23 protein-coding genes and 2 pseudogenes are annotated in these 22,677 nt (G+C 69.6%); 18 read left to right on the forward strand and 7 right to left on the reverse strand.

Translation table 11 applies throughout. The features are described 5' to 3' along the window. Positions 1-78: 78 nt before the first annotated feature. The 9 genes from AOK08_RS00565 (at position 79) to AOK08_RS00605 (ending at position 9,329) form a co-directional block, all read left to right on the forward strand. On the forward strand, positions 79-1,677 hold the full coding sequence (locus AOK08_RS00565) for an acetolactate synthase large subunit (protein ID WP_055522516.1): 1,599 nt from the start codon (positions 79-81) through the stop codon (positions 1,675-1,677). Positions 1,678-1,688: 11 nt separating this feature from the next. Continuing rightward, the gene (locus AOK08_RS00570) at positions 1,689-3,278 is read left to right on the forward strand and encodes an aldehyde dehydrogenase family protein (RefSeq protein WP_277816001.1); all 1,590 of its coding nucleotides are present in this window, start codon (positions 1,689-1,691) and stop codon (positions 3,276-3,278) included. Positions 3,279-3,352: 74 nt separating this feature from the next. Next, positions 3,353-4,147, forward strand: a complete 795-nt coding sequence (locus AOK08_RS00575) for an SDR family NAD(P)-dependent oxidoreductase (RefSeq protein ID WP_055522518.1) — start codon at positions 3,353-3,355, stop codon at positions 4,145-4,147. Positions 4,148-4,211: 64 nt separating this feature from the next. Beyond that, the gene (locus AOK08_RS00580; RefSeq protein WP_055522520.1) at positions 4,212-5,234 is read left to right on the forward strand and encodes a WD40/YVTN/BNR-like repeat-containing protein; all 1,023 of its coding nucleotides are present in this window, start codon (positions 4,212-4,214) and stop codon (positions 5,232-5,234) included. Further along, on the forward strand, positions 5,234-5,797 hold the full coding sequence (locus AOK08_RS00585; protein ID WP_079053725.1) for a VOC family protein: 564 nt from the start codon (positions 5,234-5,236) through the stop codon (positions 5,795-5,797). Before AOK08_RS00580 ends, AOK08_RS00585 begins: the two co-directional genes overlap by 1 nt. Before the next feature lie 47 nt (positions 5,798-5,844). Continuing rightward, positions 5,845-6,447: an amino acid synthesis family protein gene (locus AOK08_RS00590; protein ID WP_055522523.1), complete on the forward strand. Its 603-nt coding sequence runs from the start codon at positions 5,845-5,847 to the stop codon at positions 6,445-6,447. Position 6,448: 1 nt separating this feature from the next. Beyond that, entirely contained in the window at positions 6,449-7,375 is a 927-nt protein-coding gene (locus AOK08_RS00595; protein WP_079053726.1) for an alpha/beta fold hydrolase, read from the forward strand. Further along, complete coding sequence (locus tag AOK08_RS00600; RefSeq protein WP_055522525.1) at positions 7,372-9,027, forward strand: bifunctional 3-(3-hydroxy-phenyl)propionate/3-hydroxycinnamic acid hydroxylase; 1,656 nt, start codon at positions 7,372-7,374, stop codon at positions 9,025-9,027. The genes AOK08_RS00595 and AOK08_RS00600 overlap by 4 nt, the downstream gene beginning before the upstream one ends. Then, the gene (locus AOK08_RS00605; protein WP_055522526.1) at positions 9,024-9,329 is read left to right on the forward strand and encodes an NIPSNAP family protein; all 306 of its coding nucleotides are present in this window, start codon (positions 9,024-9,026) and stop codon (positions 9,327-9,329) included. The genes AOK08_RS00600 and AOK08_RS00605 overlap by 4 nt, the downstream gene beginning before the upstream one ends. Positions 9,330-9,466: 137 nt before the next feature. Here the strand turns inward: AOK08_RS00605 and AOK08_RS00610 are convergent, their stop codons facing one another. Beyond that, complete coding sequence (locus tag AOK08_RS00610) at positions 9,467-9,880, reverse strand: arsenate reductase ArsC (RefSeq protein WP_055522529.1); 414 nt, start codon at positions 9,878-9,880, stop codon at positions 9,467-9,469. Positions 9,881-10,010: 130 nt separating this feature from the next. Between AOK08_RS00610 and AOK08_RS00615 the strand changes: the two genes are divergently transcribed. Beyond that, positions 10,011-10,325, forward strand: a complete 315-nt coding sequence (locus AOK08_RS00615) for an ArsR/SmtB family transcription factor (RefSeq protein ID WP_055522531.1) — start codon at positions 10,011-10,013, stop codon at positions 10,323-10,325. Between the two features lie 43 nt (positions 10,326-10,368). Then, positions 10,369-11,130: an aquaporin gene (locus AOK08_RS00620; RefSeq protein ID WP_055522533.1), complete on the forward strand. Its 762-nt coding sequence runs from the start codon at positions 10,369-10,371 to the stop codon at positions 11,128-11,130. 77 nt (positions 11,131-11,207) lie between these two features. On the opposite strand, the gene AOK08_RS00625 is transcribed toward AOK08_RS00620, so the two are convergent. From AOK08_RS00625 to AOK08_RS46950, 5 genes and pseudogenes are all read right to left on the reverse strand, one after another. Continuing rightward, the gene (locus tag AOK08_RS00625; protein ID WP_055522535.1) at positions 11,208-11,729 is read right to left on the reverse strand and encodes a carboxymuconolactone decarboxylase family protein; all 522 of its coding nucleotides are present in this window, start codon (positions 11,727-11,729) and stop codon (positions 11,208-11,210) included. A 186-nt stretch (positions 11,730-11,915) separates the two neighbouring features. Further along, positions 11,916-12,296 carry a hypothetical protein gene (locus AOK08_RS00630; RefSeq protein ID WP_055522537.1) on the reverse strand — a complete coding sequence of 127 codons (381 nt, stop codon included), beginning with the start codon at positions 12,294-12,296 and terminating at the stop codon, positions 11,916-11,918. A 155-nt stretch (positions 12,297-12,451) separates the two neighbouring features. Further along, positions 12,452-13,219: a GAF and ANTAR domain-containing protein gene (locus AOK08_RS00635; protein ID WP_055522538.1), complete on the reverse strand. Its 768-nt coding sequence runs from the start codon at positions 13,217-13,219 to the stop codon at positions 12,452-12,454. Then, entirely contained in the window at positions 13,216-13,938 is a 723-nt protein-coding gene (locus AOK08_RS00640) for a GAF and ANTAR domain-containing protein (protein WP_055522539.1), read from the reverse strand. The genes AOK08_RS00635 and AOK08_RS00640 overlap by 4 nt, the downstream gene beginning before the upstream one ends. 225 nt (positions 13,939-14,163) lie before the next feature. Further along, positions 14,164-14,334 (reverse strand): annotated as a pseudogene (locus AOK08_RS46950) (NUDIX hydrolase); the annotation flags it as partial. On the opposite strand from AOK08_RS46950, the gene AOK08_RS00645 reads away from it, so the two are divergent. Together AOK08_RS00645 and fxlM are read left to right on the forward strand one after the other, a co-directional pair. Next, complete coding sequence (locus AOK08_RS00645; protein ID WP_055522572.1) at positions 14,293-14,709, forward strand: ATP-binding protein; 417 nt, start codon at positions 14,293-14,295, stop codon at positions 14,707-14,709. The pseudogene AOK08_RS46950 and the gene AOK08_RS00645 overlap by 42 nt on opposite strands. Positions 14,710-14,863: 154 nt before the next feature. Further along, a pseudogene (fxlM, locus tag AOK08_RS00650) lies at positions 14,864-16,201 on the forward strand (methyltransferase, FxLD system); the annotation flags it as partial. 156 nt (positions 16,202-16,357) lie between these two features. Here the strand turns inward: fxlM and AOK08_RS00655 are convergent. Further along, on the reverse strand, positions 16,358-16,795 hold the full coding sequence (locus AOK08_RS00655; protein ID WP_019061278.1) for a hypothetical protein: 438 nt from the start codon (positions 16,793-16,795) through the stop codon (positions 16,358-16,360). An 880-nt stretch (positions 16,796-17,675) separates the two neighbouring features. Between AOK08_RS00655 and hemL the strand changes: the two genes are divergently transcribed. From hemL to AOK08_RS00685, 5 genes are all read left to right on the forward strand, one after another. Then, positions 17,676-18,998, forward strand: coding sequence for a glutamate-1-semialdehyde 2,1-aminomutase (gene hemL / locus AOK08_RS00665; protein ID WP_055522542.1), 1,323 nt, complete (start codon positions 17,676-17,678; stop codon positions 18,996-18,998). Then, positions 18,995-19,693 carry a histidine phosphatase family protein gene (locus tag AOK08_RS00670; protein ID WP_055522544.1) on the forward strand — a complete coding sequence of 233 codons (699 nt, stop codon included), beginning with the start codon at positions 18,995-18,997 and terminating at the stop codon, positions 19,691-19,693. The genes hemL and AOK08_RS00670 overlap by 4 nt, the downstream gene beginning before the upstream one ends. Before the next feature lie 152 nt (positions 19,694-19,845). Beyond that, the gene (locus tag AOK08_RS00675) at positions 19,846-21,273 is read left to right on the forward strand and encodes a polysaccharide deacetylase family protein (RefSeq protein WP_079053727.1); all 1,428 of its coding nucleotides are present in this window, start codon (positions 19,846-19,848) and stop codon (positions 21,271-21,273) included. 151 nt (positions 21,274-21,424) lie between these two features. After that, the gene (locus tag AOK08_RS00680; protein ID WP_055522547.1) at positions 21,425-21,748 is read left to right on the forward strand and encodes a hypothetical protein; all 324 of its coding nucleotides are present in this window, start codon (positions 21,425-21,427) and stop codon (positions 21,746-21,748) included. A gap of 300 nt (positions 21,749-22,048) precedes the next feature. Then, positions 22,049-22,672: a TlpA family protein disulfide reductase gene (locus tag AOK08_RS00685; protein ID WP_055522549.1), complete on the forward strand. Its 624-nt coding sequence runs from the start codon at positions 22,049-22,051 to the stop codon at positions 22,670-22,672. The last annotated feature ends 5 nt before the right edge of the window (positions 22,673-22,677 follow it).

A 22,677-nucleotide genomic window follows, 5' to 3' on the forward strand; every position in this document is an offset into this window, starting at 1 on the left:
CCCCCCGTCCCCCCTCGTTCCCCCCGTCACCTCGTCCGGCGGCGGATTCGGCCGAATCACGAGAGGCACTGCCGTCCCATGACTGATCCGATCACCGACACGACCACGCCCCGGGGCGGGAACAGGACCGGCGCGCGGGTACTGGTCGAGACCGCCGCCGCCGAAGGCGTCGAGGTGTGTTTCGCCAACCCCGGTACCACCGAGATGCCGCTGGTGGCGGCGCTCGACGCGGTACCCGCCGTACGTCCCGTGCTCGGTCTGTTCGAGGGCGTGTGCACCGGGGCGGCCGACGGGTACGCGCGTATCGCCGGAAAGCCGGCCATGACCCTGCTGCACCTGGGCCCCGGTTTCGCCAACGGCGCGGCCAACCTGCACAACGCCCGACGGGCCCACTCCCCGATCCTCAACGTCGTCGGCGATCACGCCAGTTGGCACCTCCCCTACGACGCGCCCCTCACCAGCGACATCGTCTCCCAGGCCCGGCCGGTGTCCGGATGGGTCGGCACGGTGGCCTCGGCGAACGGCATGAGCCGTACCACCGCTGACGCCATCGCCGCGGCCCGGACCCCTCCGGGCTGCGGCGCCACGCTGATCGTTCCGGTGGACTTCCAGCAGGAGACCGTCACCGAGGCGCCCGCCGGCATCTCGCCGCGGCCGGTTCCGGCACCGGCGCGTGTCGACGCCGACGTGGTGGAGCGGCTGGCCAAGCGCCTGCGCGGCGGTTCACGAGCCGTGTTCCTGCTCGGTGCGGGAGCCCTCACCGAACGCGGACAGCGCGCCGCGGCGCGGATCGCCGCCGTGACCGGGGCCACGCTCTACAGCGAGACCTTCCCCGCGACCGCCGAACGCGGCGGCGGCCTGCCCGACCTGGACCGGCTGCCGTACTTCCCGGAAACGGCGATCAAGGCCCTGGCCGGTGCGGGGACCGTCGTCCTGGCCGGTGCCCTGGAACCCGTCTCCTACTTCGGCTACGAGGGGATCCCCAGCCTGCTGGCCCCGCCCGGATCGGTGGAGGTGCTCGCCACCCCGGGCGACAACGCCGTACAGGCGCTGGAGGACCTGGCGGACGCGCTCGGAGCGCCCGCGGTCGTCCAGGACCGGGTGGCCACGCCGGACGGCACCCATCTGCCGGAGGGTCCGCTGACCCCCGCGATGATCGGCCGGATCGTCTCCGGCCTCCTGCCCGAGCGGGCCATCGTCTCCGTCGAGGGCGGCACCTGCGGCTACCCCTTCTTCACGGCCTCGGTGAACGCTCTGCGCCACACCACACTGACCAACACCGGAGGGGCGATAGGCCAGGGACTGCCCGCGGCGCTCGGCGCGGCGATCGCCGCACCCGACCGTCAGGTCATCGCACTCCAGTCCGACGGAAGCGCCCAGTACACCATCCAGGCGCTGTGGACCATGGCCCGGGAGCAGGCGTCCGTCGTCACGCTGATCGCCTCGAACCGCAAGTACAACATCCTTCAGACCGAGCTGACCCGCCATGGCGCGAGCACCGCCGGCACCGCGTCCGCCGCTCTGACCAGCCTCGACGACCCGGCCCTTGACTGGATGGGACTCGCCCGTGGCTACGGCGTCCCGGCCGGACGGGCCGAGACGGGCGACGAACTGGCCCGCGCGCTGCGGCGGGCACTGGCCGACGGCGGCCCCCGGCTCATCGAGATGGTCCTGTGAGAGGAATCCCCGTGCCCGACACCGCTTCGCACACCGCTTCGCACACCGCTTCGAACGCCGCTTCGCACACCGCTTCGCCCCAAGCGCCCGTGACCGTGACCGATCTGGCCGAAGCCCAGGGCAAGGTGGAGCGGTACCTGTCCGCTCCCCGGCCGATGCTCGTCGGCGGAGCGTGGGTGCCGGCCGTCTCCGGCCGGACCTTCGACACCCTCGACCCGGCGACCGGCACGGTACTCACCCAGGTCGCCGAGGGCGGTGCCGCCGACGTCGACCGTGCTGTCGCCGCCGCGCGAGGTGCCTTCCAGGACCCTCGCTGGCGGCGCATGAGCCCGATGGACCGGGGCGCGCTGCTGCACCGGATCGCCGACCTCATCGAGGCCAACGCCGACGAACTCGCCCTGCTCGAATCCCGGGACAACGGCAAGCCGGTCTCCGTGGCCCGTGCCGTCGACGTCGGTACCAGCGTCAAGCTGTTCCGCTACTTCGCGGGCTGGCCGAGCAAGATGGAGGGCAGCACGATCCCGGTCTCCCCGCGCGGGGGAATGCGGGTGCTGAACTACACCACCCACCAGCCGGTCGGTGTGGTCGGCCTCATCGTGCCGTGGAACTTCCCCATGTCGATGGCCTGCTGGAAGCTGGCCCCCGCACTGGCCATGGGCTGCACCGTCGTGCTGAAGCCGGCCGAGGAGACTCCGCTGTCCACGCTCCGGCTGGCCGAGATCCTCTCCGAGGCCGGCCTGCCCGACGGTGTGCTCAACGTGGTCACCGGCGGCGGCGCCGCGGGCGCGGCCCTGTCCGCGCACGACGACGTCGACAAGATCGCTTTCACCGGCTCGACGGAGACCGGCCGGGCCATCGTCCGGGCCGCCGCCGGAAACCTGAAGAAGGTGTCGCTCGAACTCGGCGGCAAGTCGCCCAACATCGTGCTGCCCGACGCGGATCCGGAGATCGTCGCGAAGGCCGCCGCCCAGGCCATCTTCTTCAACCAGGGCCAGGTGTGCACCGCCGGATCCCGGCTGTACGTCCACGACGCGATCTACGACGACGTGGTGGACGCCGTCGCCGAGCACGCCCGCAGGATCGTGATCGGGCCGGGCAGTGATCCGGCCACCGAGATGGGCCCCCTGGTCTCCGCCCGGCACCACGCCACGGTCTCCTCCTACATCGAGTCCGGCCGGCAGCAGGGCGCCCGCCTGGCCACGGGAGGCCGCCGACCCGAACTGGCGTCGATGTACGACGGCGGCAACTTCCTGGAGCCGACGGTCTTCGCCGAGGCCGAGCAGGGCATGCGGATCGTGCAGGAGGAGATCTTCGGGCCGGTGCTGTCCGCGCTGCGCTGGAGCGACGTGGACGAGCTCGTCGCCAAGGCCAACGACACCCCCTTCGGGCTGTCGGCCGGAATCTGGACCTCCGACATCGGACACGCCCACCGGATCGCCGACGACCTGCAAGCGGGCACCGTCTGGATCAACTGCTTCAACGTGACCGATCCGGCCTCCCCCTTCGGCGGCTTCAAGCAGTCCGGCTGGGGCCGCGAAATGGGCCGCAAGGTGCTCGATCTCTACACCGAGGTCAAGAGCGTCTGGGTCAACCTCGACTGACACCTCTGACACCTCTGACACCTCTGGCACCTCTGACATCTCTGACACCTCACCCCATCACTTCGGAGCGATCGATGGATCTTGAACTGACCGGCAGAGTCGCCATAGTCACCGGCGGAAGCCTGGGCATCGGCAAAGCCGTCGCCCGCGAGCTGGCCAGGGAAGGCGCCGACGTGGTCATCACCGCGCGCCGGCTGCCCGCCCTTGAGGCGACCGCCAAGGAGATAGCGGCCGAGACCGGCCGCCGGGTGGTCCCGATCAGTTCGGACACCAACGACACGCAGTCCGTACGCGACATGGTGCGCGCGGCAGCCGAGGAACTCGGCCGCGTCGACATCCTCGTCAACGGTGCGGCCGCCCCGTCCGGGCTGGTCCGCAACTCGGTCGAGGAGGCCGACCCCGAGCTGCTGCTGGCCGACATCAACACGAAGGTCGTCGGCTACTTCCGCTGCGCCCAGGCCGTCACCCCGTACATGAAGGAGAACGGCTACGGCCGGATCATCAACATAGGCGGGCTGACCGGCCGTTCCAGCCACGCGCTGTCCGGCATGCGCAACCTCGCCGTCGTCCACATGACCAAGGCCCTGTCCGACCAGCTCGGACCGTACGGCATCACCGTGAACACCGTGCACCCCGGCGTGGTGGAGACCGAACACATTCACGAGCTGTACGAGAAGGAGGCCGCCAAGCGTGGCATCACGGCGGCCGAGGTCGAGGCCGACTTCGCCGCCCGCACCCCCATCCGCCGCGTGCTGGAGGCCCAGGAGGTGGCCCAGAGCATCTGCTTCCTCTCCTCACCGCGAGCGGCGGCGATCACTGGTGAGTCGCTGGGCATCGACGGCGGCCTGACCCGCGGCATCTTCCTCTGACCAGACGCCAGACGCCAGATGCCAGATGCCAGATGACCGGATGACCAGACAGGAGTCAGCACTCATGCAAGGAACCATTCTCGTCGCCACCGCAGGCCAGGGCGTGCTGCGCAGCTCCGACGACGGCGCGACCTGGTACCGGGTCGGCCTCGGGCAGGACCTCGAGTTCGACGCCGTCGTGCGCTGCATAGCCGTGCACCCCGAGCAGCCGAACGTGGTCTACGCAGGGGCCGACGTGGGCCTCGTACGCAGCGACGACGCAGGCGTCACCTGGAGCCGCGTCGACTCGCCGATGAACGGCCAGACCATCTGGTCGCTGGCGATCGACCCGAACGACGCGGACTTCATGATCGTCGGCACCGGGGCGCCCTCGCGGGCCGCGGTCTTCCGTACCGTCGACGGAGGCGCGAACTGGGACCGGTTGCCCCCGGAGATACCCGAGTTCTGCGCGGGCGTCAGCAGGCCGCGCATTCTCACCGCGACCGTCGACCGGTACGACGCCAAGAACCTGTGGTTCGGCATCGAGGAGGGCGGGCTCTGGCGCAGCCGCGACCGGGGCGACACCTGGGACCGTATCGACGGCACCCCCGCGACCCTGCCCGACGGGGTCACCAACTCCGACATCCACTGCGTCCTGGTCCTCGAAGGCCCGCCGAAGACGATCGTGTGCGTCGTCGTCAACGCCCTGTTCGTCAGCCAGGACGACGGCAGGACCTGGACCCGCACGGACACCCGCAAGGAATGGGGCATCTACTACACCCGGCTGGTGAAGCAGATCCCCGGGACCAACGAGCTGCTGCTGGGCATCGGCGACGCCACGCCCGGGACCCTGACGAAGATCTTCCGGTCCACCGACCTCGCCCGGACCTGGCAGGAATCCTCGCTCGACGTGCCGGCCAACTCCACCGTGTGGGCCTTCGGCGTGCACCCCGCCGACGCGCGGATCGCGTTCGCCGGCACCAAGTACGGCCATCTGTTCCGCTCCACCGACACCGGACGTACATGGGCCAAGGAGTGGCGCGAGTTCAGCGAGATCACCGATGTCGCCTGGACCCCGGCCGTCGCCGCAACCCCGGAGGGACACTGATGAACCGCAGCATCGACGACTCGACACCCGTCGGCATCGACCCCGACGAACGCGAGCTGGAAGAACACCAGCAGCCGACACCGATCCGCGACGAGAGCGTGCGCGACCTCAAGCCGAGGGTCGTCCGCACGCATCTGTCGCTGTTCGTCAAGGACCCGGAGGCTTCCGCCCCCTGGTACGAGGACGTGCTCGGCATGGAGGTCACCGCGCGGGGCCCGCAGTGGGTGTTCCTGTCCTTCGGCAAGAAGCACCACGACATCGCCCTCATCCGCGCCGAGGAGGGCTCGGCGATGAGCGGCATCGGCCTCCAGCACTACGGCCTGGAGGTCGACGGCACCCTGGACGAATGGCGGCGGCTGTACGGAATGCTCCTGGCCAAGGGCGTGCCCGTCGTCAAGACCACGGACCACAAGGTGGGCTTCGGGCTGTACTTCACCGACCCGGACGGCAACCGCTTCGAGTTCTTCCACGAGACCGTCACCGACGACGAGGAGGGCAAGCGCGTCCTCGGCCTCTACGGCGCCCCCAGCGACCCGTTCGAGGTCGAGCCCCTCCACAGCTGAACGCCCCCACCTGTCTTCTCAACTCTTCTCAAGTCAAGGAGAAAGCCGTGCCCCAGCCGAACTTCGCCAGCTACCACATCCGCAAGTGGTTCACCCAGATCGAGGACACCCTCGCCAACGAGACGGGTGCCCTCGCGGACGGCGAGCCCGTCCGCAAGATCGTCATAGCGGCGGCGGTCCACAACCCGTACGCCGGACGGTTCAGCCAGGACCTGAGCGACATCGTCACCGACTCGCCGAAGCTCGGCGAGGAGTTCGGGCGCCGAATCCAGGAGGCGGCCGGCGGTCTCGCGATCGAGAGCTACGGCAAGGCGTGCCTCGTCGGCTCGGCGGGCGAGTACGAACACGGCAACGCCTTCCTCACCGCGATCTTCGCGGACCCGGTGCGCGCGGCGGTCGGCGGCGGGAAGTCCTGGGTGCCCTCGACCGGCAAGCGCGGCGGCCCGGGTACGGTCCTCGACGTTCCGCTGGCCCACAAGGACGCCCTCTACGTCCGTTCGCACTACGACACCATCACCGTGAGCTTCTCCGACGCCCCGAACCCGGACGAGGTCGTGGTGGTGTTCGCGTTCGCCACCCGTGGCCGGCTGCACGCCCGGCTGGGCGGCATCAAGGCCGACGAGATCCAGGGCCAGGACGGACTCCACTGAGATGGACAGCGGCACCCATGGGGGAGGCGAACCGACGGGCACGACCACGGGCCCGTCGGCCGCCGGCCCCGACACGACCGGCGAGGACCGCTTCATCACCCTGAACGGCCTGCGCGCCCACTACGTCGAGTGGGGCGAGCCGGGCCGGCCCCCGATCGTCATGCTGCACGGCCTGCGCAGCTACGCCCGCACCTTCGAGCCGCTGGCCGAGCGGCTCGCCGACCGCTACCACGTACTGGCCGTGGACGCCCGGGGGCGGGGGGACAGCGACTGGGACCCGCAGGGTGAGTACTACACGTCCGCGTACGTCGCCGACCTGGAGCAGTTCGCCGACCGACTGGGCCTGGACCGCTTCATCCTGCTCGGCCACTCCATGGGTGGCACCACGGCATACGTATATACGGCCCGCCACCCCGAGCGGGTCACCGCGCTGATCGTCGAGGACATCGGTCCCGGCTCGTCGATCTCCGGAGAGGGAGCCGAGCGCATCAAGCGCGAAGTGGGCAACACCCCCACGGAGTTCCCCACCTTCGAAGCGGCCCGCGCCTACTGGCGCACGCTCCGCCCCGGCATCTCCGAGGCGGCTCTGGCGTCCCGGCTGACACACACGCTGCGACCGGGCACCTGCGGTCGATGGCTGTGGAAGTTCGACATGGGGGGTATCGCGAAGGCCCGCTTGAACCCCGATCCCGCCCGCCAGGTGGACCTGTGGCCCCACGTCGACGGGCTGCGCTGCCCCACCCTGGTCGTCCGCGGCGGCGCGTCCGACTTCCTGCCCGCCGCCACCGCCGAGGTCATGGCCGCGCGCAACCCACGTGTGCGGGCGGTGGAGATTCCCGGCGCGGGCCACTACGTCCACGACGACGCCCCGGATGCGTTCCACCACCAGATCGCACAGTTCCTGACGAATCCGGAGGTCAACCCATGAGCGAACCCACCGAGATCCGTACCGAGGTGGCCGTGGTCGGCGCCGGACCCTGCGGGACCACAGTCGCCAACTACCTTGGCCTGTACGGGGTTCAGGCCCTGCTCATCGACCGTAGCACCGAGATCATCGACTACCCCCGCGCCGTCGGCATGGACGACGAATGCGTACGCAGCTTCCAGGGCATCGGGCTCGCGGAGGAGATGCTCGCCGACGCGGTCCGCAACGTCCCGCTCAAGATGTTCGGAGCGGACGGCCGGTGCTTCGCCGACATCCGGCCCACCATCAACGTGTACGGCTGGCCCCGCCGGAACATCTTCATGCAGCAGCTGGCCGAGGCCACGCTCCGCACGGGCCTGGAACGCTACCCGCGGATCAAGCCGATGCTCGGCCACGAACTCGTCCGGCTGGAGCAGGACGGCACCGAGGTGCGCCTGCATGTGAGAGGTCCCGCCGGGGAGAAGGTGCTGGTACGTGCCCAGTACGTGGTCGCCGCGGACGGCGGCCGCAGCACGATCCGCACCCAGCTGGGAATCCCGCTGGTCGGGGACACCCACCCACGCAAGTGGGTGGTCGTCGAGTGCGACAACGACCCCCTCGACGCCCCCTACACCGGCCTGCACTGTGATCCGAAGCGCCCGTACGTCTGCGTGGATCTCCCCTACAACTACCGGCGCTGGGAGTTCATGCTCTTCCCCGGCGAGGACGCCGAGGCGATGCTCAAGCCCGAGAAGGTGCATGAGCTGCTCACCGGCCACGTGCCCGATCCGACGGCGCTCAACATCGTCCGGGCCCGCGTCTACACCCACCACTCACGCGTCGCGGCCCGCTTCCTGGAGGGCAGGATCTGCCTGGTGGGCGACGCCGCCCATCTGATGCCCCCGTGGGCAGGCCAGGGCATGAACACCGGAATCCGGGACGCCACCAACGTCGCCTGGAAGCTCGCCGCCGTGGTGACGGGCCGGGCGCACCCGCGGATCCTGTCCACGTACGACACCGAGCGCCGCGAGCACGCCAAGGCGATGGTCGGCCTGTCGGACACCCTGGGCCGCCTGCTCTCGTCGACCAGCACCTGGGCGGCACGCACCCGGGACGTCCTGCTCCGCGGTCTCACGGTGGCACCCCAGATGCGCGACTGGCTCCTGGAGATGCGGTTCAAGCCGATGCCCCGCTACACGAAGGGCGTCGTACTGCACAGCCGGCGGCCCGTGCCCAAGGACTCGGCGGTCGGCCGGATGATCGTCCAGCCGAACGTGGAGACGGCGGACGGGCGATCGGTGCTGCTCGACGACATGCTCGGCGACTGGTTCACCCTCGTCGGCTACGGAACCGACCCACTGATCCACCTGGACCCCGAGTCCCGTGCCTTCTGGGACGGCATCGGCACCCGCTACGTCACCGTCGTCGAGTCCCGTTCAGGGCGCTCGCGCGCCGAGCGCGTCAGCTCGGGCACTGATTCGGTCGTCCTGGAGGACCTCGACGGCGCCTTGCGGAAATGGTTCGCCGCTCAGCCCGGCACGGTGGCCGTGATCCGCCCCGACCGCTATGTGGCGGCGATGGCCGACCCGGCGGAACTCGCCGCCCTGAGCGGCGACTTCGAGCGCCTGCTCGCCCCCAGTCCGGCGGCGGTCTCCCTCAACGGAGGTGCGGCGTGATCATCGAGGAACGCAACTATCTGGTCAGGCCCGGGGCGGCCGCGAAGTACGCCCAGCTGTGGGCCCAGTACGGCCGCGAACCCCAGGTGCGCATCCTCGGGAACCTGCTCGGCTTCTACGTCACCGAGGTGGGAGACCTGAACACCCTGGTCTACCTGTGGGGCTACGAAGGGCTGGACGACCGTGCCAAGAGGCGCACCGAGCTCGCCGCCGACCCCGAATTCGCGGCGTTCCGCGCCGAGGTGAGAGACCTGCTGGTGAACCAGTCCAACAGGATCCTCACGCCCGCCCTGCCGTCCTGAGCGCGTGATGGTCATGGTGGCGCGTGGCGCACGACTCGAACGGCCGGCCTACCAGTAGGTGGCCGGCCCCGAGACGACCCAGCCGGCGTCGGTCGGCCTGACCCGAAAGTCCACTACGGCACTGCGGAACTACGGAACTACGGCCTCGCGTCGATCTCGGTGATCAGGGCCTCGACGCGCCGCCGGATCTCGTCCCGGATCGGGCGGACGGCCTCGACGCCCTTGCCCGCAGGGTCCTCCAGGGCCCAGTCGAGGTACTTCTTGCCGGGGAAGACCGGGCAGGCGTCGCCACAGCCCATGGTGATGACGTAGTCGGACGCCTGAACTGCCTCGGTGGTGAGGACCTTCGGCCGGGCGCCGGCGATGTCGACGCCGACTTCCTTCATGGCCTCGACCGCCGACGGATTGACCTGGTCCCCAGGGATCGACCCGGCGGAGCGGACCTCGATCCGGTCACCCGCCAGATGGCCGAGAAAACCGGCGGCCATCTGAGAACGCCCGGCGTTGTGGACACAGACGAACAGCACGGAGGCGAGCGGGCTGGAGGACATGGTTTCTTCCTGTCGAGGCGGGTCGAGGCGGGTCGAGGCGGGTCGAGGCGGGTCGACACGTGAGTCCGTGGGGTTCATTAGATTCAGCCCAAGCTGATATCAATCTGAAGTGATGTGACAGTATCAGCCCATGCTGAAGTCGGTCGACGCTGATCTGATGCGGGTTCTCGCGGACCCGCTCCGCCTCCGGATCGTCACCCTGCTCGCCAGGGAGACGCTCTGCAGCACGCACCTGATCGAGGAGACGAAGGCCGGACAGACGAACCTCTCCAACCATCTGAAGGTGCTGCGCGAGGCCGGCGTCGTGGACACGGAGCCGTGCGGCAGGTTCACCTACTACCGGCTGAAGCCTGACGTCATCGCCTCCCTCGCGGGCCAGTTCACCGACCTTGCGGAGGCCGCACGCGCCACAGCCGAGAACAACGTCAAGCGGTCCTGCCCATGATCCAGGCCCCTACGGCGACCACAGCGCATCAGAAGGAGTTCCGTTGACCGCCGCCGAGGCCGCCCACGTCGCCGGGCCGCAGCCCGCGCCTGGCGCCACCCCACCCCGTACCCCGCTCACCGCCAGAGCAGCGGCCGAACTCCTCGGCACGGCGCTCCTCGTCACCGTCGTGATCGGCTCCGGCATCCAGGCCACCGAGCTGACGAAGGACGTCGGGGTGCAGTTGCTGGCGAACTCGATCGCCACCGTCTTCGGCCTGGGCGTCCTGATCGTCCTCCTCGGCCCGGTGTCCGGGGCGCACTTCAATCCCGTCGTCACGCTGGCCGAGTGGTGGACCGCCCGGCGCGGCGGCGACGGCGTCACGGCGCGCGAGGTCGCGGTGTACGTCCCCGCGCAGATCGTCGGCGCGATCGCGGGCGCGATCCTGGCGGACGCGATGTTCGGCGAGCCCCTGGTGAAGTGGTCCACGCACGACCGCTCGGCCGGTCATCTGCTGCTCGGTGAGGTGGTGGCCACCGCCGGCCTGATCCTGCTGATCTTCGGCCTGGCCCGCACCGACCGGCTGCGGTACGCGCCCGTGGCCGTGGCCTCGTACATCGGCGCCGCCTACTGGTTCACGTCGTCCACGTCGTTCGCGAACCCGGCGGTGACCATCGGCCGCGCCTTCAGCGACACGTTCGCGGGGATCGCACCGGGATCGGTGCTGGGGTTCGTCGGCGCTCAACTGGTCGGAGGGGTCGTCGGCCTGTCCCTGGTGGCGGTCATCTTCGTACCCGCCGTCGTACCTGCCCGATCCGCTGATTGACGGAATGGCGGAATGACGAAATGACGGAATGACGGAATGCCGCGAGGCCGAACCTGGCGGGGTGGGAGTGGGTCGGTTCAGTACGGGCTGGTCTCGCCCTCGGTCGTCACCCCGAAGGTGTTCAGGAAGTTGCTGACCAGTTGGTAGAAGCCGACCGTGATGACCAGGTCGGCGAGCTGACGCACGCTGAGGAACGCCAGCAGCTCTGCCCGCTCGTCGTCGTCCAGGGTGTGCCGGGCGAGCAGGCGGTCCGTGCCGCGCAGGATCGACGCCTCCTCCTTCGACAACCCGTCGGTGGAACCGGTCGCGGCGGCGGCGAGCGCGGCCGGGCTCAGACCGACCAGGCGGCCGATGTTCTCGTGGTGGTGGACCTCGTACGGGGCCTGGTAGACGTGGCCGACCCGCAGGATGGCGAGTTCGCGCAGCTGGTCCGGGAGCGAGTTGCCCCGCAGGATCGCGTCGGCCAGCTGGAGGAGGCCGGGGGCGAGCGTGGGGGAGTGCATGATCATGCGGAAGACGTTGAGCGAATCGCTCCCGCCGACGGCCTCCCGCAGTTCCACGGGCAGGGCCGACAGGTCGGGGTCCTGGGGGTACTCCACGGCGAACTCCTTCGCACAACGCGGATCAGCCGGCTTCCGGCTCCGATGGGTCGATTGCTTCGGTGCCGTCCCACTGTGCCGTGAGGCCACGGGCGTGGCGAGGACTGGCCGAGGGTCTGGCCGGATAACGCGTACCTCGTCGTCCGGGCGCGTGGAACGGCGGCCGCCGGGAGCCAGGGCCTGTCCCTAGAGGCGAAGCAGACGCTGGGTGATCTCGCGGTACTGGCGGAGGGCGAGCCGGAGTTGGTCGGCCGCTGATGTGTCGGACTGCGATGCGGCGGACTGTGCTTCAGACGCCTGCTGGTCCTGCCAGCCGGCGCGCAGGAGGGTACGGCGTTCCGCGAGGGCCTTCACGAGCTGGGCGGTGGCCTCGTCGTAGGCGCTCTCGGCCTCTTCCAGCGACTTGAGCGGGGTGTCGGCGAACGTGTTGATGGCGTGCTGGAGGCGGCGGACGATCCTGTCCTGTTCACCGGACGGGACCAGCGGCTCCGGGCCCGTCCTGCGGCGCTCGTCGGAGCCCGGGGGCCGGCCGGCGGGCTGCTGGGCGCGTGTCTGGTCGTACATCATCGGGGGGTCGCTTCCGTTCGGTCCGAGGGATGGATCCGCGGTCAGTGGTCCGGTGCCGTCGCTCACTCACCAGGAACGACACCGGTAACGGGGCCGGTGCGCGAGGTGCTCCCGATGTCCTCACGCTACTCCTCGGAGCGGAGGCGCGGGACCGGTCAGCCGCGCGGGTCGCCGGGCCGGTCCGGCAACGGGGCGGGAATGGCCGAGGTGTCGAAGTCGCCCGAGATGATCCGCGTGGCGAGGTCCGAAAGACGCAGCCGCCGGGCACGGGCGTACGCACGGAACGCGTCGAAGGCGCTGTCGACGGAGGTGTCCCAGCGCTCCGCCAGAACGCCCTTGACCTGCTCAATCAGCACCCGGCTGGTCAGCGCGGACTCCAACTGGCTGTTCTCCACGTGCGAGCGCTCCAGGGTGCGCTGCTGGAGGATCGTGATGGTGGCCACGTCGGCGAGGGCCTGGGCGAGCGCGATGTCGTCGTCGCCGAGGTGGTGCGGGGTGGCCTGGAAGAGGTTGAGGGCGCCGACGACCCGGTTGCGCAGGCGCAGCGGGACGGCGTGGGTGGTCACGTACCCCGTCTCGCGGGCCTGCGGGGCGAAGCGTGGCCAGCCGGCGGTGGTCTGCGGACGGGTGAGGTCGATGTTCGTACTGGCGAGGCCCGTGCGGTAGCACTCGACGCAGGGGCCCTGGTCGTGCTGGAGGGCGAAGAGTTCCAGCAGCCGGGTGTGCTCGTCGGAGGCGGCGATGATCTGCGGCTCACCGTGCGCGTCCACGAGCAGGATCCCGGCCGCCGAGACGTCGAGCAGTTCGACGCAGCGTGCGCACAGTCGGTGCAGCAGGTCGATGACGTCGAAGTCCTCGACGAGCGAGTCCGCGATCTCCACGAAGACCTCGGCCAGACGTCGTTCACGGGCCATGCCGATCATCCCTTTCCAACGTCGGGCGATTGCGGCCCGCTCACATCGTCTTCTAATCGGAGCCTGCGGGCGACCACGTCCGCCGCGATCTCGCCAAGGGGCCGCTCACTGGCGTACGCGTGGGCACGCAGGCGCAGCAGCGCCTCCTCCAGGGACACGCCCAGTTGGACGCTGATCATTCCGGTCGCCTGATGCACGACGGCGCGGCGCAACCCCGAGGTTGGGTCGAGGGACATGCCGAACCCGCGCGGGTTGCGGTTTCCGTTGAGGAAGGCGGTGGTCAGCGCCGCAGTAAGGGCGATGGCATCCGCGTACTGCTGCTCGCTCAGCCGCCGCCCGCCGTCGCACAGCACGGTGAGCACCCCGACCCGGATGGCCCCGATACCCAACGGGAAGCAGCACACACCGTGTACGCCCAACTCGTACGCGGCGGGCAGCAGCGCGGGCCAGCGCTCGGGGCGCACCCGGCGCAGGTCCGGCTCCACGACGGGCGAACCGGTACGGATCGCGTCCGGTCCAGGACCCTCCCCCAACGTGAACTGAAGCTCGTCGAACCGCGCCCCCAGCTCGGGATGACACCAGACCGGCTCGGCCGTCGGCCCCGGCCCGACCAGCAACGACAGCACGACACCCTCGGCCCCCAGCGCCCGCGCACAGTCCCGAGCCGGATCGACCACACCACCCTGCCGCAACGACCGCAGGACCTCGGCCATGCCGTCGCTGATCACCGGTCTCCGTCCCGTGTCGATGGCACTTCCGGCTGGGGCGCCGCTCAGCTTTCGCCGTACCTTACGCGGGCTGGTGCGGCGCCGCACGGTCCTGCCTGCTTCATAGGACGAGGCCCGAAGTCCTGCCGCTCATAAGGCGATTGGGGGTGAGCGGCATGAGCGGCACACCACGCTCAAGGCCACCCAGCCACCCACCCCACCCGGCCGCGTCCCCAGCCTGACGGGTCAGTGCACCTGGCTCCATCCGTCAAGGGAGACTTCCGGCCCTCCGGCGAGATAGCGGTGGAGGGCCCTGGCGGTGGTGTCCACGAAGCGTTCAGGGAGGGCGCCGGCGTCGACCCATCGGACCTGGGCATGCTTGCGGGGCTCGCGGTTCTCGGGTTCGCCGGTCCATTCGAGCCGGAGACGGCCGCGATAGGCCGCAGGCTCGTCCGTGATGCCCTCGCTGTCTGGCACCTGAACGACTTCGCCGACCCCGCCGCGCTGATTGTCTCGGAACTCGTCACGAACGCAGTCAGGCACACTCCGTGCCGGTCGATCCGCCTGCTCGTCCGACGGCCGGGCACGACACGGGTACGCGTCGGCGTGGTGGACCGGGCACCCTCGCGCCTGCCGGTGTTCAGCCCGGCCGAGGTCGGCGACGAGTCCGGCCGCGGTTTGTTCTTGATCGACCAACTCGCCGACCGCTGGGGATACGACCTGCGCGGCTCCGGCTGGCGGCCATGGGGCAAGGAGGTCTGGGCCGAACTCCGTATCAAGGACAGTGCCTGAGGCGAGTGCGCTGGAGTCCTGGTGATCGGCCTCGGCCCGGGGCAGAGGGACGGACAACCCGCCCCCACTTGTGCGCGCGAGCTGTGCCTCGACCGCCGCAGGACTCAGGAGTTCGGCTACTCCGTGGAGCGACGGCAGGCATCCGCTTACTCAGTCCACCATCGCACGAGAGGTAGTCATGGGAACGATTGACAACACCGCGTCGCCCGACGCGGCAAGGGCCGGCGTCGATAGCGTCAGCGCGGTGCACACCGCGACGATCACCACCCCCACAGCGGACGCCGACCGCCTCCGCAACGCCCTCGTCGACCAGCTCCGCGCGGACGGGCACGCCCGCACGACCGCCGTCGAGACCGCGTTGCGCACTGTGCCCCGCCACGTGTTCGTGCCCGAGGCGTCACTCGAAGTCGCCTACGCCAACGCACCGGTGCACATCAAGTACGACACCGACGGCAACTCCATCTCCTGCGCCTCCCAGCCGGGCGTCGTCGCCCTCATGCTGGACCAGCTCGATGCCCGGCCCGGCGAGCGCGTTCTCGAACTCGGCGCCGGCACCGGCTACAATGCCGCCCTGCTGGCCCACCTGGTCGGCGAGAGCGGACACGTGACCACCCTCGACGTCGACGACGACCTTGTGGAAGGAGCCCGCGCCCACCTCGCCGCCGCCGGGATCACCAACGTCGAGGCCGTGACCCGTGACGGGGCCCTCGGATACGCCGAAGGGGCACCGTACGACCGGATCATCGCCACCGTCGGCGCGCACGGCGTGCCGCACTCCTGGCTGCGGCAACTCGCCCCCGGCGGACGTCTCCTCGTGCCCCAGCGGCTCAAAGGCAGCGTCTCCCGCTCCGTCGCCTACGAGCGGCGCGATGGCCGATGGGTGTCCCTCAGCAGCGAGATGAACACCTTCATGCCGCTCCGGCGCGGTATCGGCGACGACGCTCGCCGAGTCGTTCCGCTCAGCACGGACGGCACCGTGCGGCTCCAGACCCCGGCGGGCCAGAACATCGACGCCGACGCCATCGCCAGGGTTCTTGAGCAGTCGCGCACCGAAGAGTGGACCGGTACGACGGTTCGCGCCATGGAGTCACCGGAGTGGATGGAACTGTTCGTCACCTGTTCCCTTCCCTCCGGCCTGATCCGGATGCTGTTCCCTCAGGGCGCCAAGGGCACTCTGCTCACCGAGGACCCCTACCCCTCCTCAACCGCAGCCGTCGACAAGGGCGCCGTCACCTACCTGGCGCGCCGCCCGTCGCAGGAGAAGACTCCCGAGGGCGGCAAGCTCTGGGAGTTCGGCGTCATCGGCCACGGCCCCGGCAGCGACGAACTGGCCGCGAAGGTCGCCGATGCCATCCGCACGTGGAACCGCGAATACCGTGATCGCGAGCCCACGTTCGAGATCCGGTCCCTCGACGCCCCCGCCATCGGGCACCGCCCCGGCCTCTTTGCCCTCGACACCCCGCTGAACCGCATCGTCGTCGACTGGCAGTGACGGCCCGTACCTGGCGGGCGGTGACCGTTGGCGCGGGGCTGGCGGTCACCGTCGTCTTGACGGCTGCCCTACGCGTCAGCGACAGCGTGGCGAGCGCCCGAAGACATGAAAAAGGCGAGGCCCGAAAACCCCGCCAATTCCGCAACTACCCCCGACTCACGGCCAGACAAGGCAATACGGCTGATGCCCCGCCTCATGCAACCGATGGCTGAAGTCCTGCCACTCATGCAGCAGTTGGTACACATTGAACGCGTCCCGCGGCCCCCCGCGATCCGGCACCGTGGACCAGATGAACGCCGCCGCGCCCACCGCTTCCTCGCCTATGCCGCGCAGTGGATCCACCACCGTCATCGGGAGTTTCACGACCGCGTAGTCCGGGTGCAGGACGACCAGTTCCAGTGGCGGCACCTTGTTGAGGGGGACGCCCTCGATGCCCGTGAGGACCATCGCGGCCATCGTCTCGGGCTTGATCTTGGTGAACATGCCGTTCATGCCGAGTTCGTCGCCGCCGAGTTCCTCGGGACGCATCGAGATCGGGACGCGGGCTGCCGTGGCGCCGTCCGGCGCGCCGAAGTATTTGTACGTCACCCCCACCCGACCACCATTCCCGCTCGCCGCCCGGAGCCGGTCGACCCTTCGGTCGATGCTCTCGGGCACACCGTTCGATCCCGTGCCCAGCCCGGAGACCAAGCCCTGGCCGGGAGCCACCATGCCTTGGCCAGGAATCATGCCCTGGCCGGCCCCCGCGCCCTGACCCGGCCCCAGCCCCGTTCCCTGGCCGGGTCCTGTTCCCTGGCCGGGGCCCATGCCATTTTGCCCGGGGCCCAAGCCCTGGCCTGGACCCGTGCCCTGCCCGGGACCCATGGACTGCCCCGGACCCACGCCCTGGCCCGACCCCGTTCCCTGAGCCTGCCCGGGACCCAAGCCCTGTCCAGGACCCAACCCCTGCCCGGGACCCAAGCCCTGGCCGGGACTCAACCCCTGCCCGGGATACATGCCTTGAGCCTGTGCCTGCCGTGCCGCTTCTGCCGCTGCCGCTTCCTCCACGTCGCGTCGGTGCCTTCCCCGCCGGGCACGTCGAGGACCCAGGTCGTCAGTCCCCTCGCCCAGTCCGCCACCGCGATGCATATCTCCACCCGACTGCTGTTCTAGGACGCGCGAGCCCCGTCGCGCAACCCGATCATCGTGTCAGTGACCTCCCCCACGTCCGCCCGCCGAAACGTGCGTTGAAACACCTGTCCGCAGGATCTTCGCAGTCTCTGAACACCCTCGTTCGCTCATCGTCCATATGTACGGCCCGACGAGCTGAGTGTCTCTGTGTCCCTGTGTGTCTCCGGTCCCAGTTTCGCAGACGGGTGGGGCCGACGCCCCCCTGTCCGGCCGCCTACCCTGAGGGGGTCACTGGCAACCGGAGCCCGAGAAGTCGGAGAAGTCGCAGGTCATGAGCGAAACGTCTAGTGGGACAGTCAGCGGAATGGCGAGTGGGTTGCCCTATTCATATGAAGCGCCCGTCTCGCAGGGCCTCTTCCACCGTGCGACGGCCGTCACACCCGGCGGAGTCAACTCGCCGGTGCGTGCCTTCCGTGCCGTGGGCGGTACGCCCCGGTTCATGGTGTCGGGGCGCGGCCCGTATCTCACCGACGCCGACGGGCGCGAGTACGTCGACCTCGTCTGCTCCTGGGGGCCGATGATCCTCGGGCACTCCCGCCCGGAGGTCGTCGCCGCCGTACAGGACGCCGTCTCGCGCGGTATGTCCTTCGGTACGCCGGGTGAGGGCGAGGTCGCCCTCGCCGAGGAGATGGTCGAGCGCATCGACCCTCTCGACCAGGTACGGCTCGTCAGCAGCGGGACCGAGGCCACCATGTCCGCGATCCGGCTCGCCCGGGGGTTCACCCGGCGCGCCAAGGTGATCAAGTTCGCCGGGTGTTACCACGGTCACGTCGACTCGCTCCTCGCCGCCGCCGGGTCCGGTCTCGCCACCTTCGCGCTGCCCGACACCCCCGGCGTCACCGGCGCCCAGGCCGGCGACACGATCGTCCTCCCCTACAACGACCTCGACGCCGTGCACGCCGCCTTCGCCGCGCACCCCGGCGAGATCGCCTGCCTGATCACCGAGGCCTCCCCGGGCAACATGGGCGTCGTACCGCCGCTTCCCGGGTTCAACCAGGGGCTCAAGGACGCCTGTGCGGAGAATGGTGCGCTTTACATCTCCGACGAGGTCATGACCGGGTTCCGGACCAGTCGTAGTGGGTGGTTCGGGGTTGACGGCGTCCGGCCCGATCTCATGACCTTCGGGAAGGTCATGGGTGGTGGGTTCCCCGCCGCCGCCTTCGGGGGGCGCGCCGACGTCATGGCCCATCTCGCTCCCGCCGGGCCCGTCTACCAGGCCGGCACGCTCTCCGGTAACCCCGTCGCCACCGCCGCCGGGCTCGCCCAGTTGCGGCTGCTCGACGAGGCCGCGTACGCCACTGTCGACGCCGTCTCGGCCCAGATCCAGGGGCTTGTCGGTGACGCGCTGAGCAAGGAAGGCGTCGCGCACACCGTGCAGAACGCCTCCAACATGTTCTCCGTGTTCTTCACCGACCAGCCGGTGCGGAACTACGACGAGGCGAGGACGCAGGAGTCCTTCCGCTTCACCGCGTTCTTCCAGTCCATGCTGGCGAACGGCGTCTATCTGCCGCCCTCGTCCTTCGAGTCCTGGTTCGTCTCCACGGCGCACGACGAGCGCGCCATCCAGAAGATCGCCGACGCCCTTCCGGCGGCGGCCCGTGCGGCGGCGGAGGCCACGGCAGCATGAGCGACCTCACGAATAAGACTGACAGCGACATCACCGTCGTACACCTCATGCGGCACGGTGAAGTCGCCAATCCCGAAGGGGTGCTGTACGGGCGGCTGGCGGGCTACCACCTCTCCGAGCTGGGCCTGCGGATGGCCGACCGGGTCGCCGATCATCTCGCCCCGCGCGATGTGACGTACGTCTGCGCCTCCCCGCTGGAGCGGGCGCAGGAGACCGCGACCCCCATCGCCAAGGCGCACGGGCTCGACCTCGCCTCCGACGCGCGGCTTCTGGAGGCCGAGAACGTCTTCCAGGGGAAGACCTTCGGCGTCGGGGACGGCGCACTGAAGCGGCCCGAGAACTGGAAGCACCTGGTCAACCCGTTCAAGCCGTCCTGGGGGGAGCCGTACGTCGATCAGGTCGTACGGATGATGGGGGCGCTGGACGCCGCCAAGGACGCCGCCCGTGGGCACGAGGCCGTGCTCGTCAGTCATCAGTTGCCGATCTGGATCGTGCGCAGCTATGTCGAGCGGCGGCGGCTGTGGCATGACCCCCGCAAGCGGCAGTGCACGCTCGCCTCCCTCACCACCTTCACCTACCGGGGCGACAAGATCGTGTCGGTCGGCTACACCGAGCCCGCCCGTGATCTCGTACCGGCGCATCTCCTCGCGGGCGCCAAGCCGGTGAAGGGTAAGAGCAAAGCCTTTGGGGCCTGAGTCACTTCCGCTTCGGAAACGTTCCTTTTCTTGAGGGCTCGGTGACACAGTTGTTGCAATTGTTCCGAGGTGCGTAACAAGACGAGGAACCTCTCCGTTCGTCGTGCCCTCTGAATGGGTGAGAGCCAGCGGGTACGACGAATGGGGATCCCATGCACGGCAAGAACGGTGACGGCGTCGGCGGCTTCAGCCGGCGGGGTGCGCTCGGCCTCGGCCTCGGGGCCGCCGCCGCTCTCGGCACCGCCGGCTGCGGGACGATGATGGGCGACGGGCCGAAGGAGGCCGGCGGCTCCGGCAAGCCCGGCCCGTCCGGCAAGCCGTCGCCTTCCGGCTCCAAGGCCCCCGCCGCCAAGCTCATCGGCGACGGCTCCACCTCGTACACCGGCAAGCAGCCCCACCAGCCCGCCAAGCCGGTGCCGCTGGAGGCCGGGCAGACCCCGCCGCAGTTCGTGATCTTCTCCTGGGACGGGGCGGGCGAGGTCGGCAACGGCCTCTTCCCGCGCTTCCTGGAACTCGCCAAGACGCACGGCGCCCACATGACCTTCTTCCTCTCCGGGCTCTATCTCCTCCCCGAGTCGCAGAAGCGCAAGTACCTCCCGCCGAACAACGCCCCCGGCGCCTCCGACATCGGCTACCTCACCGACGAGCACGTCAGGGCGACCCTCACCAACGTCCGGCAGGCATGGCTCGACGGGCACGAGATAGGCACCCACTTCAACGGCCACTTCTGCTCCGGCAACGGCACCGTCGGCAACTGGACGCCGAAGCAGTGGGCCAGCGAGATCGAGCAGGCCAAGAAGTTTGTGAAGGAGTGGCGGACCAACACCGGGTGGAAGGACGAGGCGCCTCTCCCCTTCGACTACGAGAAGGAACTCGTCGGCGCCCGTACGCCCTGTCTCCTCGGCCAGAAGAACCTGCTGCCCACCGCCCGCGAACTCGGCTGGCGCTACGACGCCTCCTCGCCCGGCGGCCGGCAGGTGTGGCCCTCGAAGAGCGAAGGGGTCTGGGACCTGCCTCTCCAGGGGATACCTTTCCCCGGCCACAAGTTCGAGGTCCTGTCCATGGACTACAACATCCTCGCCAACCAGTCCGTCAACTCGACGAAGGCGCCCGCCTACAACTACCCCGGCTGGCGCGAGCAGGCCACCGGCGCCTACATAGCCGGTTTCCAGCGGGCCTTCGAGACGAACCGCGCCCCCTTCTTCATAGGCAACCACTTCGAGCACTGGAACGGCGGCATCTACATGGACGCCGTCGAGAACGCCCTCAAGCACATCGCCCAGGAGAAGGAGAAGGGCGAGGACATACGCCTCGTCTCCTTCCGGCAGTTCGTCGACTGGCTGGACGTCCAGAAGCCCGAGGTGCTGGAGAAGCTGCGCACCCTCGATGTCGGGCAGCAGCCGGAGGGCGGCTGGAAGGAATTCCTCGCGGCTCCGGGCAAGACCTCCCAGGGATCCTCCACGGGTGGGTCGTCGACCGGCGGATCCACGGGGGAAGCGACCGGGGGAACCACCGGATCCTCCACCGAGGGAATCACCGGCTCGACCGGGGGTGCCGCCGAGGAAACCACCGGCACCTGAGTGCCCCCTGGGGCTGCCCGAGGGGGCCGCCTAAAAGTCATGGACATGTCGAGTAGATCTTGGCTAGCCTCCTTGTCGCCGTAGCCCGGGACCGATGTCGAGGGCCCGTGCTTTCTTGCCTGCCCAGCAGGCGGAACGAGGGGAAAAGCACATGAGCATGAGGAAGTTCGCGTCGCTCGCCATGACGCCGTTGGTGCTGGCGGGAATCGCCGTCGCCGCGCCGATCGCGGGCGCGACCGCCGCCAGTGCCACGCCGGGCGGCTGCCAGGTGGGCAAGCCGGACGAGAACACGGGGATCGCGATCTGCCGGACGGGTACCGGCCAGGTGCGGGTCAAGGTCACGTGCGAGGACGGCGTCACCGGCGCCAGCCACTTCGCGTTCGGTCCGTGGGTCGGCATCAACAGGACGTCGTCGGTCGCCTGCGGCGCGGCCCAGCGGTACTTCGTGACGCTGGTCGACTACCAGACCCGCTGACCGCCGGGCTCCGGCCCGCCCGCGTACCCCGGCAACCGCCGACAGGTGACCGCCGCCTGAGGTGAGCCGGTCTGCCAGGGCCTGTTCCACGGATCCCGTGACCTGTGCGTCGCGTCGCGGTCGTCGTCCCCGTCCCCGTCCCGGGGTGGAGGCGAGACACCGCCAGGCCCCCGTCACCCGACCCGTCGGACAGGCCCTGGCGCATGCCGTGACCGCCCGTTCGACCTGCCCTGAAGTGCGCATTCCTCACTAACCGGGGGGCCGCAAAGAATCCCGGACCGGGCATGCGAAACTTTTCACATGAGTGCCGCCCGCCGCGCTTTCAAGCGCCTGAACCGCAGCCGAATCCGCACCGTCCCGGGCATCGCCGGGACCGCCGCTCTGGCCCTCGCCCTGACCGCCTGCGGATCCGGCGGCACGTCGGGAGGATCGGGTGGCGTCGGCTTCGTCATGGGCAAGGACGGCATCGCCACCGTCAAGGCGGGCGAGCGGGTGGACGCCCCCGATCTCTCGGGCCCGACCGTCGACGGCAAACAGCTCGATGTCGCCGACTACAAAGGCAAGATCGTCGTCATCAACCTGTGGGGCTCCTGGTGTCCGCCGTGCCGCGCCGAGGCGGTCAACTTCGTGAAGGTCGCCAAGGACACCGCCGGCAAGGGTGTGCAGTTCGTCGGTATCAACACCCGGGACACGGACACGGAACCGGCGAAGGCGTTCGAAAAGGAGTACGGGGTCCCGTACCCGAGTCTGTACGACCCCACGGGCAAGCTGATGCTCCGCTTCAAGAAGGGCACGCTCAACCCGCAGGCCATCCCCTCCACAGTCGTCATCGACCGGTCCGGGAAGATCGCGGCACGCACGCTCCAGGCCCTCAGCGAAGACAGGTTGCGCGAGATGCTCGCCCCGGTCCTCGCCGAGAAGTGAGCTGA

This window comes from Streptomyces graminilatus (assembly GCF_001418565.1).
GTDB classification, from domain to species: Bacteria; Actinomycetota; Actinomycetes; order Streptomycetales; family Streptomycetaceae; genus Streptomyces; species Streptomyces graminilatus.